Genomic DNA, 12,476 nt, shown 5'->3' with positions numbered 1-12,476 from the left:
AATCAGTTCTGATTAAATAAGGTACTGAGAACTGATTGATTCATTGTCCATTACTCGGCGGATGGTCTCGGCAAACATTTCGGCAACCGATATCTGCTTAACCTTGGCACAGCGGTCGGTGTATGGGATTGAGTCTGTGAAGATTATCTCTTCGAGGGCAGAATCCTGAACACGGTCGCTTGCCGGACCGCTCATGATGCAGTGCGATGCGATGGCGCGAACCGAGTTTGCACCCTGCTCCTTCATGATGTTTGCGGCCTTTGTTATTGTGCCGGCTGTATCAACCATATCGTCAACGATGATAACATCCTTGCCCTTTACGTCGCCAATAACCTGCATTGTTGCTACAACGTTAGCCTTTGCACGTGTCTTGTTGCAAAGCACAAGAGGGCAGTTGAAGTATTTTGCGTATGTGTTGGCACGCTTAGAGCCGCCAACATCAGGGGCAGCAATGCAGAGATCCTTCAGTTTCATGCTCTGAACGTATGGCATCATAACTGTCGATGCGTACAGATGGTCTACCGGAACATCAAAGAATCCCTGCTCCTGATCGGCATGTAGATCCATTGTTATGAGGCGGTCGATGCCGGCAACGCTCAGCAGGTCGGCAACCAGTTTTGCGCCGATAGAAACTCTTGGCTTGTCCTTACGGTCCTGACGTGCCCATCCAAAGTAAGGCACAACGGCAACGATGCTCTTTGCCGATGCTCTCTTGGCTGCATCGATCATAAGCAGCAACTCCATCAGGTTGTCAGAGTTTGGGAAGGTTGACTGTACAAGGAAAACTACTTTTCCACGGATAGACTCCTCGAATGAGACGGCAAACTCGCCATCAGCAAAGTGGGTGATGTCCATCTTACCAAGCGGACAGCCGAGGGCTGCGCAAATTTTTTCTGCAAGGTATCTTGTCTTGGTACCCGAGAATACTCCAAAAGGTGCTCTTTCGCTCATTATTTTGAAATGATATATGTTTTGTTTTTCTATTCAGTTCTTTATTCGGTTGCCTGCCTTAGCAGTTTAAAGTGGTCAATCAGTTCCTTATAGTCTGATGTGCTGTGAATGTCGAAACGGTTCCACAAGTCGCCCAGAATCACGGCGCCGCCGAATCCGATTTTCTTTACCTGCGCAATGTTGTCTATGCTGATGCCGCCAAGAGCCATCACCTTTTTGTCTATGATGCCGGCATGGTTGGCATCCTTCAGTTCGTCGAAGGTGTAGGCAGATTCGTATCCCTCTTTTGAGATGCTGTTGAATATCGGACTCAGAAAGCAGTAGTTGCACTTGCGTCGCTCGTTTTTCAACTCTTCGAGCGAGTGGCACGAGCGGCTTACGTGTCCGTTGTATCCTGCCGGAATCTGCGGGTTGCGACTGTTAAGGTGAATGCCGAGAAGACCGTACTCATCCTTCAAGTAGAAGTTATCGTGAACAACAATCTGCTTGTAGTATTGTTTGGGAATGAGCGAAAGTAGACGTTCCGAGTATATAGGGGCTGTGTTTGGCTTCCTTAGGTGAAGAATGTCTAAGCCTTCTTCAAACAAGGCGGTCAAAATTTTATCCTCCTCAACAAAAAAATCGGGAGTTGTCATTAAAATAAGCTTCATCTTCTTTCGGCTATTTATAACTTGACTGCAAAGGTATAAAAAAAAATGCACCGAGGTGCATTTTTCGTTATTTTTCTCCCAATTTTGCCTCTTCTTCGGAGTCGTACTCGCAGTCGCGTAGTTTCTGGCTTATACGCATTGCGCAGAAGTTCGGTCCGCACATTGTGCAGTACTTGCCGTTGAAGTGGTTTCCAGCCTTGTAGTATTCGAGAGCCCTGTCGGGATCGAGCGCAAGGTTGAACTGGTCTTTCCATCTGAACTCGTATCGCGCCTTGCTCAGGGCATTGTCGCGCACGGTTGCGCCCGGATGTCCCTTTGCCATATCGGCTGCGTGAGCTGCAATCTTATATGTAACAACTCCCACGCGCACGTCTTCCTTGTTAGGCAGACCGAGATGCTCTTTCGGCGTAACGTAGCATAGCATTGCCGTGCCGTACCATCCAATCTGAGCCGCTCCGATGGCACTTGTTATGTGGTCGTAGCCCGGTGCGATGTCGGTAACGAGAGGGCCGAGCGTGTAGAACGGTGCTTCGTGACACTTCTCCAACTGGCGGTCCATGTTCTCGCGAATCTTGTGCATTGGAACATGTCCTGGGCCTTCGATAAATGCCTGAACGTTCTTTGCCCAAGCGCGTTCAACAAGCTCGCCCATAGTGTCGAGTTCGGCAAACTGAGCGGCATCGTTGGCATCGAATGTTGCTCCCGGGCGCAGTCCGTCGCCGAGCGAGAGGGCTACGTCGTACTGAGCCACGATGTCGCAGATGTCGTCGAAATGTTCATAAAGGAATGATTCCTTCTTGTGATATCTGCACCATTCTGAGATGATTGAGCCGCCGCGGCTTACCATTCCGCACAGACGGTCGTTGGCATAGTGTATATTTTTAAGTCTGATTCCGCAATGAATTGTGAAGTAGTCAACGCCCTGTTCGCATTGCTCGATAAGTGTGTCGCGGAACAACTCCCAAGTCAGTTTCTCGGCATGGCCGTTAACCTTCTCCATAGCCTGATACATTGGTACGGTTCCCACTGGAACTGGACAGTTGCGTACAATCCACTCGCGTGTTTCGTGAATGTTGTCGCCGGTAGAAAGATCCATCAGCGTGTCGCCGCCCCACTTGCAACTCCAAACGGCTTTTTCAACCTCCTCGTCTATGCTCGATGTGGTGGCAGAGTTACCGATGTTAGTGTTAATCTTAACAAGAAAGTTTCGGCCGATAATCATCGGCTCTGCCTCGGGGTGGTTGATGTTGGCTGGGATAACAGCGCGACCTCTTGCCACCTCGTCGCGAACAAATTCGGGGGTGATGTGCGACTTGATTCCAAGTTGTTCGCAGTTCATGTTTTCGCGGATGGCTACATATTCCATCTCGGGAGTGATGATGCCTTGTTTGGCGTAGTACATCTGTGTGATGTTCTTGCCTTTCTCGGCGCGATATGGTAGGGCGATGTGTTCAAAACGCAGGTGGTCGAGACTCTTGTCTGCCTGACGCATACGGCCATATTCTGATGTCAGTTCGGAAAGACGCTCAACGCCACCGCGCTTCAGAATCCACTCTTCGCGCAAACGGGGAAGTCCTTTCTTTAAGTCGACTTCTACATTTGGGTCGCTAAAAACTCCACTTGTATCGTAAACATAAACTGGGTCGTTCTCGGTTATAACCTTCTTGCCATCGATAACCTTAACGGTTGGCGTAAGGTTGATTTTTCGCATACCAACTTTTATCTCAGGATAGATTTTTCCTTGAAGGTACACTTTTTCTGATGCTGGATATGAAATTTTTGTCTTGCTATCCATGTTTTTAGTTGAAATATTTTGTTTTTTATTGTTTTTCTTTTGCGTCCGAAATAAGCTGCAGAAGATTTGCTGTCATGCTTGCCGGATTCTCAGCGTTGAGGATTGTTCCGCTAAGGGCGATGCCGCATACGCCTGTTTCCATTATGCTCGGCACGTCGTCTGACGTAATTCCGCCAATGGCAACGAGCGGTATGTCGATGCCTCTTTCCTTCATCGCACCGATGATACTTCTGTAGCCGTCGAGCCCGAGGGTAGGCGAGAGGTTCTTCTTCGTTGTGGTAAACCTGAACGGACCGCAGCCTATGTAGTTTGCGCCGTTGCGGTAGTGCATTTCAACATCGTCTATGGTGTTAGCCGTTCCGCCTATAATGAAGTCGTTGCCCAGAATCTGGCGCGCCTCGTTTACGGGCATATCATTCTTGCCAACGTGAACGCCGTCGGCTTCAATCTCCTTTACAAGTTCAACGTGGTCGTCTATGATGAAGGTTGCTCCAACTTTTCGGCAAGCAGGCATAATCTGCAAGGCTGCGGCCCGTACTTCATCAACCGATGCGTCCTTCATGCGAAGCTGAATCCAGCGGCAACCACCTTCGAGAGCCAACAAAGCCGATTCGACGTAATCCGTAGAGTCGTTGAAATGTGTTATAAACTGTAGTTGAAAATTCTTCAGATTCATCTTACCTTAATTTATATATAGACAAGGGCGGATGAATGTGAACTGTAGAAACAATCCCTACGCCGGCATTGACCGGATCAGGTTATAAGGGTATAATCTCAGCCTTTTCAGGCACCCCTTTGTCATATACGGCTGCAAAAGTAATTAAAAAAAGTAAAAGTCGGACGTTTTCGGCGGCTAATTTTGTCTGATGCTTGAACTTATTGTTCTTTTTTCCGAAAAATCTCAGCCTTGGCAAAACTTCATTCGTGCGCCGCCAGATTGTTTTTGCTGAAAAAATCGGAGAAATTGCCGTATTTTTGTATTTTTGCACTACTATATAATAATGATGTAAATGAAAGAAAACTTTCTTGATGAACTTAATCAGAGTCAGCGCGAGGCTGTGCTGTATAACGAAGGTCCATCGTTAGTGATTGCTGGCGCAGGCTCTGGAAAGACCAGAGTGCTGACGTTCAAGATTGCATATCTGATGAATCTTGGACTCGACCCTTCACGGATTCTTGCGCTTACGTTTACCAACAAGGCGGCGCGCGAGATGAAGGAACGTATTGCACAAGAAGTTGGTTTCAATCGCTCTAAATATCTGTGGATGGGAACGTTCCATTCAATTTTTTCGAGAATTCTGCGTGTTGAGGCTGATAAAATAGGCTTTACTCGCGATTTTACGATATACGATGCCAGCGATTCGAAGAGTCTGATAAAGTCCATCATCAAAGAAATGGGGCTTGACGATAAGACATACAAGCCTTCGGCTATCGCAGGAATAATATCGAGTGCAAAGAACCATCTTGTAACTCCCGGTGCGTATCGCAGCGACAGGGCAACCGTCGAGGGTGACGAGCGCGCAAGGATTCCGAAGGCAGGATTGCTGTATCAGACTTACGTCGACCGCTGCCGAAAGGCGAATGCGATGGATTTCGACGATTTACTGGTCTACACATATTTTCTTTTCTCGAAGAACGAAGAGGTGCGCCGACAGTATGCCGAGCGATTCGAGTACGTTATGGTCGATGAGTATCAGGATACGAACGTGGCCCAGCACAAGATTGTATGGGAGTTGACGAAGGACAAGCAGCGCGTGTGCGTGGTTGGCGACGATGCCCAGAGCATCTACTCGTTCCGCGGAGCAAACATCGAGAACATCCTCGGCTTTACAAAGCAATATAATTGCGCCAAGGTCTTCAAATTGGAGCAGAATTATCGTTCAACCCAGACCATCGTTAATGCTGCGAACAGCGTTATTGCAAAGAATAGTAATCAGATAGACAAAAATGTCTTTTCTGAAAACAAAATAGGCGAGCCAATCGAGGTTTACAATACTTATTCCGACCGCGAAGAAGGCATAACCATCGTTAAGAGGCTTCGCGAATATTACAATTCGGGCGAGCGCAGTTACAAACGCTTTGCCATTCTTTATCGCACCAACGCGCAGAGCCGAATCTTTGAGGACGAACTGATGCGCAACAACATTCCTTACCGAATCTACGGCGGATTGTCGTTCTACCAGCGAAAGGAGATAAAGGATGTCATCGCATATCTGCGAATGGCAATAAATCCAAACGACGAGGAGGCTCTGAAGCGAATAATCAACTATCCGGCGCGCGGAATTGGCGAAACAACAATAAAGAAGGTTTCGGCGTGCGCCGTTTCTAACGAGGTTTCGATGTGGAATGTCCTTTCTGAACCTGTTAAATTCGGACTCGACGTAAACAAGGGAACTCTCACGAAATTGCAGAATTTTCAGGATTTGATATTCGGCTTTCAGGAGGCTGCCAAGCAGATGAACGCTTCGGAAATAGGTTTGAAGATAATTTCAGAAAGCGGAATTCTGAAGGATTTGTATGCCGAAAAGAATAGCGAAAGTCAGGACAGACTCGAAAACATCGAGGAGTTGAAGAATGCCTTGGCGAGTTTTGTCGAAGAGCGTCAGGAGCAAGGCATCGATGAGATTATGCTGCCCGATTTCCTTTCCGAGGTATCGCTTATTTCCGACCTTGATGAGTCTGATGACGGTGGAGACAAGGTCACTCTGATGACCATTCATTCGGCAAAAGGACTCGAATTCGACACGGTTTTTGTTGTCGGAATGGAAGAAAATCTCTTCCCAAGTGCTATGAGTTACGAATCGCCGCGCGCCATCGAGGAAGAACGCCGCCTGTTTTACGTTGCAATTACGAGAGCCGAGAAAAACTGCGTTCTGTCGTTTGCCCGAAGCCGATTCCGCTTCGGTTCAATGGAATTCAGTTCGCCAAGCCGGTTCTTGCGCGAACTCGACCCTAAGTGCATTCGTATGATGGGCGGCAGCAGTTTCAGCATGGAGTCACCTTCTGAAAAGACTTATGGCGGTTCGCCGTTTGGCAGAAGTTCGGGCTACGACGAAGATGTGCCGGAGTGGATGCAGAAAAGTCGGATAGATTATTCAAAGGTTTCGCAGGTGGCAAACTCGGCCAAAAGAGTTGTTCAGCCTCGCCAGACCGACTTTCCGCCTCGAAAATTGAAAAAGGTCGTTACACCAACGGCATCTGTCGATAAAACATCGGTTACATCGCTTGGCGGACTTAGCGTTGGCGACAGAATCGCGCACGAACGTTTTGGCGAGGGCAGGGTAGTTGAGTTGCTTGGCTCGGCAGATTCGGCAAAGGCAAAAGTACAGTTCGTAAACGCTGGCGAGAAGACCCTTCTGCTGAAATTTGCAAAATTCAAAAAGATTTAAAAATGCGGCTTCCAAAACCGCTTAAAATATAGGTAAAATATGGTTGAAGACAAATGGTTGGATTCTATTCCGAATCCGTGTTATGTAATGGAGGAGAAACTCTTGCGCCGCAATCTCTCGCTTATCCGCTCTATAATGGATAGGACAGAGGTCGAGTTTATTCTGGCTTTCAAGGCTTTCGCCCTTTGGAAGACATTTCCGGTGTTCCGCGAGTACATCGGTCACACAACGGCGAGTTCGCTTTACGAGGCACGCCTTGCCTTCGAGGAGTTTGGCAGCCGCGCGCACGTCTATTCGCCGGCCTATCAGGAAGGCGAGTTCGACGAAATTCTGAAGTGCGCGAGTCATGTAACTTTTAACTCTTTTTCGCAGTATAGTCGCTTTATTCAAACGGTTAGCAATTATAATAAGGTGTCCGATGAGAAAATCTCGTGCGGAATCCGAATAAATCCCGAACATTCCGAGATTGAGACCGAACTCTACAACCCGTGTGCGCCGGGCTCGCGTTTTGGCGTTCTTCAGTCGCAAATGCCCGATGTTCTTCCCGAAGGCATAGACGGATTGCATTGCCATTGTCATTGCGAGAACGACAGTTATGCGCTCGAGGCAACATTAAAGGTTATCGACGAGAAGTTTGGCAAGTGGCTTACCAAAGTCAATTGGCTCAATTTGGGCGGCGGCCATCTGGTAACGCGTGCCGACTACGATGTTGAACATCTTATTTCAATCTTGAAGGCATTCAAGCAGAAATATCCAAACCTTCGCATCATCCTCGAGCCGGGAAGTGCCTTTGCATGGCAGACAGGTCCGCTTGTGGCAAAGGTTGTCGATATTGTCGAGAATTACGGAATTCAGACAGCAATCCTCAACGTAAGTTTTACATGCCACATGCCCGATTGCTTGGAAATGCCCTATCAGCCGGCCGTTCGATGTGCAGAGACTCTCGATGCCGATGCCTGCAAGCAGCCCGGTGCCGTGGCGCGTCACATATATCGCCTTGGCGGGAACAGTTGCTTGAGCGGCGACTACATGGGAAGTTGGCAATTCGACCACGAACTTCAGATTGGCGAGAAGATTATCTTCGAGGATATGATTCATTACACTACCGTAAAGACAAATATGTTCAACGGAATCCATCACCCTTCAATCGCATTCCTGTGTGAAAACGGAGATATTTCGGTGCTGAGGAATTATAAATACGAGGATTATCGTGATAGAATGTGCTGATTTTAGCATTTTTTAACTTTTTTTTTGCAGTTAATTTAAATTTTATTATATTTGCCAATGATAAAAAATAAAATTTTGGAATTAGATAATCTAAAATAACTGAAAAACTATGTCGATTTTTCAACAATCAACGAAGAGAATGACATTGTGTTTGTCGGCTCTTTCAATAGCAGGTTTTTTGTGGGCTGATCCAGTCCTAAAGGGGGAATATTACCAGATTACAAACCTCTCAGATTTGGAGTGGTTCCGCGATCAGGTAAACAATGGAAATGGTGGCATCAAGGCTGAATTGAAGGCCAATATTACCATCAACGAGAATGTACTTGGCACACTTAAGATTCTGAGTGACGGTATGAACTCAAACGGCGAAGGGTTGAAGAGATGGACGCCTATCGGCAAGACAGACAAACTTCCTTTCAGCGGAGAGTTCAAGGGAAATAACTATACAATTTCAGGTGTGTACATTTCTGCCGAGAATTCAGCATCAACCAACGTAGGCTTGTTTGGTACAAACAAGGGTGTTATCCACGACCTGAACGTAGCAGACAGTTATATTCTTGGAATGAAGAATATGGGCGGTATTGCTGGTAACAACATGAATACTATCAACAAGTGTAGTTATGAGGGCTATGTTGTTGCAACAATGAGTAATGCCGGTGGTATTGCAGGTTACGCTTCTGGAGCAAACGTCAGATATTGTTTCTCTAAGGGTACCGTAATCTCAATGGACCGTCAGAGTGGTAATGCCGGCGGTATCATTGGTCAGGCATCAGGAATGTCAGTCGAGACAATGGTTACAGGCTGCTATAGCATTTCAAACATCGTGAGTGGCTCAAAGAATGCCGGTGGCGTTATCGGTTATCAGAACGGACAGGTTGCGGTAGAGAATTGCTATAGCAAGAAGGCTTACAACAACTCTCCTGAGACTGTTAAGAGCGATGAGGAGTTCAAGAACGGAACTGTGGCTGGCTTGCTTGGCGATGCTTACGGTCTTACTCTTGGAAAGGATGATTCTCCTGTATTCCGCAAGGCTGACTTCAGTAACATGATGTACAAGGCTATCGTTTACAAAGGCTCACGCGAGACAATGGTTGTTTACATGAATCCAGACGGCAGCAACCGCGGTGGTGAAAAGGGAGAGGCTATTCCAATCGGTAAGCAGAGCGGCGAGAACAACTATATTGCTGTAATCGACGAGACAAATCCTGCATTCAACGACCGTGTCCTTGGTAATAACGTAATCCGCAACAACAACGGAAAATACACAGCAAAGTGTATCTTTATCATGGATGGCAAGGATTATTTCATGCCATACGAGACAACAACTTCGTTGCTTTTGTTCTATCGTGTGTTCAAGCCGGGAACAGTAAATACTGTTACTCTTCCGTTCTTTATTGATAAGGCGCAGCTTCCTGACGGATGCAAGATTTACGAGTATCAGAACTTTGCAGGAAATACATTGTACTTCGCTCCTTGTGCAAATCCTGTTCCTAACAAGCCTTATATGTTTGTAAGTTCTGTAAACCAGCCTTTCATGCGTCTGAAGCAGATTAAGATGGCTGCTACAAGAGATGCTGTAGATTTGAAGGGCATGGGCGTATTTAACGGTAACTATACAAGCGTTGTGAGCCACCAGAACATGTATGTTTATCAGGCAGACAAGTTCATGCGTGTTGAGGATCAGCAGGCAGTCAAGATTCTTCCATTCCGCGGTTATTTCGACCTGAACATTGGTAGCGAAATCAAGACCGTAGATGTGAAGTTTGCAGAATAAAAACTTTAGTAAATATATATAAGAAAAGACGGCAATCCGAAGTAGGGCTGCCGTCTTTTTTTCTTATCTGCATTCTGATATTATTTTCCGCCGCCACTGCTACCGCCACCAGAGCTTGTACGTCTGCTTAAGGACGATTCACGCACGGTTGATGCGTATGAATTATAACGACTGTTGCTGCAACCGTAGAAAATAGGGAAGTGAACGCCGTGAGTATGAAAATGCGAATGGTTGCTATTTGATGATTTGTATTGACAAGAATCCGATGCAAATGCTGTATACTCATAAAAACTTCTGTAAAAATCGTCAGTTATAGAATCAGCTGCATACAGAGGTGCGTCCAGATTGTTGAATGTCCATTTGCGTTCAGCCAAGTGCACAAGGGTCGAATTGTTTACTGAACTGCGGTATACAATGCACATTTCATCTTTGGTAAGAATGGCGATTGTATTTGTGTCAAGAGGGTTTTCCTGAACATACTCAATGTCGCCTTCTATCTTTTTTATAATATCCTTTGCTACATAGTCGCTTGATTCAGTACTTGTGTAAATATCGGCAGTCTTGTTTTCAAGTCCGGTGATGGCTGTCTCAAATTTATAATTTGTATTATCAGAGTCTATTTTGTGCTTTAAGTTTAGCTTTGGAGAAAAACAGAATATAGTAAAAATGACAGATAGTATGCCTAAAATTAAAACTCCTCCAATGACTTTTTTCTCTGATAAAAATCTCGCCGAACCTATTCTTGTAGAGGAACGCTTTATTATGGTTATACTATTCGATGAACAGATTTTTCCTAATGAATATTCGGTTTCGTCGTCCCAAGTTTCTATTTCTATATAGTCGCTGTGACTTTTCTTGTATTCCTTATAATTTGCTTTTTCGCCACGGTCAACATCTACATCTCCAAAACAGGCAACAGCTTTTTTTGTGCCTGAATCTAAAAGTTTCATATTGCTGATGTTTACGTAACTTGTCGTTTGCCACAAAGTTATCTCGTCGCCATCAATGCTGAGCCAATGCTCCTTGCCTAAGCCGGAAACAATCTTATATTCGTCCCACCATTCTGAATTATTGCTGGAAAATGTGATTTTTCCTTTTACGGTATAATTAGTCCCGTAAAGACTTATTTCATCACCTACATTAAAGAATATTGCCATTATATTTAAGTATTATTATAAAGTTATTATTTCCATATCTTATCAGCCTCGATATAATATTGCATCAACATTGGTTTTGACATAGTATTGATACAAATATCGTCTTTTTCCAGTTCATCCTTCCCGAACAAAAACATCGAATGTGAATTCTCGGAGGTTAAATATCTGGTTTCTACGGTGTAATTGAAATTCTGATCCAGCGGTTTCAATGATGCGATATTAAATCCCCAGTCTCCGAAACTTGGAACTTCCAAATGATAAGGCATTACGTTAAAGCCTTCACTTTCGATGGTCTTATTTATGCACCAGAATGCTTTTGTTGCAAAATACGGGCTTGTTGACTGGACGGTGAGAATTCCGCCTTCAGAGAGTGATCTTTTGCACAAACGGTAAAAAATATTTGAGTATAGTTTGTTGAGTGCTTCATTGTTAGGGTCTGGCAAATCAACAATAATTACATCGTATTTAAATGTGTTTTTTGTCAGGAAATTATAGGCGTCGTCAACCACAATGTCCATTTTCGGATTACTCAGAGAGTTTTTGTTGATGTTTGCTATTGTCTTGTTGTCGCGGCAGAGTGAGATGATTTCTTGGTCGAGGTCGACAAGTGTAATTTTCTGAATTGTAGGATATTTCAAAATTTCACGAGCAGCCAGACCGTCGCCGCCACCAAGAATCAGAACATTTTCTTGTTTTGAAGCTTTTGACATTGCGGGGTGAACAAGGGCTTCATGATAACGATATTCGTCAACAGAGGAGAATTGAACGTTTCCGTTGATGAAAAGCCGCAGGTCGTCACGGTGCTTTGTCAGTACTATATGCTGATATTTTGTTTGTTTTACAAATATAACCTTGTCGCGGTAAAGTCCGTCTTCTACAAAATTTGAAATGTTCTCAGAGAAAATGGTTCCTATAATCATTCCTCCTAAAATAAATAAAGTTGCCGTTAGATATCTGTTGTAATGTACGATACTGTTTTTGTAGCTTAAAATTATAATCAGAGAAACAATAATATTAAGCGAACCGACTAAAAAGGCCGTACAAAAGTATCCCAAATGCGGCAGCAGAAGCAGGGGAAATGCGATAGAGCCAATTAAACCGCCGATATAATCAAAACTGAAAATAGACGAAATTGTAACTCTGAGATTGTTTTCGTTGTTTTCAATTATTCGTGTCAGGATTGGAATTTCCAATCCTACAAGAATACCGATTATCAGAATTATAAGATACATAATAATCTGATAACAAACGAGGTATATGTTGGATAAAAATAGAATTAAAGTTGAAAGTCCGCCTATGAGTCCAACTCCTATTTCTACGGAAACAAACCAATTGAAAAGATTGTTCTTGAAGAATTTGCTCAAGTAAGAACCCAGTCCCATTGCGAACATATATATTCCTATTGTAACGGAATACTGCAAAACGCTATCTCCTTTTAGAAACGAACTTAATGCACTTATTATCAGTTCATAACAAATTGAACAACCTGAAATTATCAAGGTTGTAAGCATCAGAAGTCTGTATTTCCCCATT

The 12,476-nt window shown here is 44.7% G+C and carries 9 protein-coding genes and 1 riboswitch; of the genes, 3 read left to right on the top strand and 6 right to left on the bottom strand.

All coding sequences use genetic code 11. The annotated features are described in order from the left end of the window. Positions 1-12 precede the first annotated feature (12 nt). The 4 genes from T538_RS0102460 to T538_RS0102445 form a co-directional block, all read right to left on the bottom strand. Entirely contained in the window at positions 13-951 is a 939-nt protein-coding gene (locus T538_RS0102460; protein WP_031531929.1) for a ribose-phosphate pyrophosphokinase, read from the bottom strand. A 41-nt stretch (positions 952-992) separates the two neighbouring features. After that, a complete protein-coding gene (locus T538_RS0102455) occupies positions 993-1,601 on the bottom strand; it encodes a thiamine phosphate synthase (protein WP_031531926.1) in 609 nt (202 codons plus the stop codon). Positions 1,602-1,668: 67 nt separating this feature from the next. Next, on the bottom strand, positions 1,669-3,396 hold the full coding sequence (gene thiC, locus T538_RS0102450) for a phosphomethylpyrimidine synthase ThiC (RefSeq protein WP_031531925.1): 1,728 nt from the start codon (positions 3,394-3,396) through the stop codon (positions 1,669-1,671). Positions 3,397-3,421: 25 nt separating this feature from the next. After that, entirely contained in the window at positions 3,422-4,072 is a 651-nt protein-coding gene (locus T538_RS0102445) for a thiamine phosphate synthase (protein ID WP_031531923.1), read from the bottom strand. A gap of 37 nt (positions 4,073-4,109) precedes the next feature. Then, positions 4,110-4,201: riboswitch (TPP riboswitch) on the bottom strand. 205 nt (positions 4,202-4,406) lie between these two features. On the opposite strand from T538_RS0102445, the gene T538_RS0102435 reads away from it, so the two are divergent. The 3 genes from T538_RS0102435 (at position 4,407) to T538_RS0102425 (ending at position 9,786) form a co-directional block, all read left to right on the top strand. Then, entirely contained in the window at positions 4,407-6,785 is a 2,379-nt protein-coding gene (locus T538_RS0102435; protein ID WP_031531922.1) for an ATP-dependent helicase, read from the top strand. A 39-nt stretch (positions 6,786-6,824) separates the two neighbouring features. Next, positions 6,825-8,012, top strand: a complete 1,188-nt coding sequence (gene nspC / locus T538_RS0102430; RefSeq protein WP_031531920.1) for a carboxynorspermidine decarboxylase — start codon at positions 6,825-6,827, stop codon at positions 8,010-8,012. A 139-nt stretch (positions 8,013-8,151) separates the two neighbouring features. Next, positions 8,152-9,786, top strand: coding sequence for a GLUG motif-containing protein (locus tag T538_RS0102425; RefSeq protein WP_031531919.1), 1,635 nt, complete (start codon positions 8,152-8,154; stop codon positions 9,784-9,786). A gap of 80 nt (positions 9,787-9,866) precedes the next feature. On the opposite strand, the gene T538_RS0102420 is transcribed toward T538_RS0102425, so the two are convergent. Beyond that, complete coding sequence (locus tag T538_RS0102420; RefSeq protein ID WP_031531918.1) at positions 9,867-10,943, bottom strand: DUF4178 domain-containing protein; 1,077 nt, start codon at positions 10,941-10,943, stop codon at positions 9,867-9,869. Between the two features lie 26 nt (positions 10,944-10,969). Beyond that, positions 10,970-12,475: a polyamine aminopropyltransferase gene (locus T538_RS0102415; protein ID WP_031531917.1), complete on the bottom strand. Its 1,506-nt coding sequence runs from the start codon at positions 12,473-12,475 to the stop codon at positions 10,970-10,972. Position 12,476 lies beyond the last annotated feature (1 nt).

The organism is Bacteroides sp. Ga6A2 (assembly GCF_000702225.1).
Taxonomy (GTDB): Bacteria; Bacteroidota; Bacteroidia; order Bacteroidales; family Bacteroidaceae; genus Ga6A1.
The sequence above is the reverse complement of the archived record's forward strand: the minus strand, read 5'-3'. Positions and strand labels throughout refer to the sequence as shown.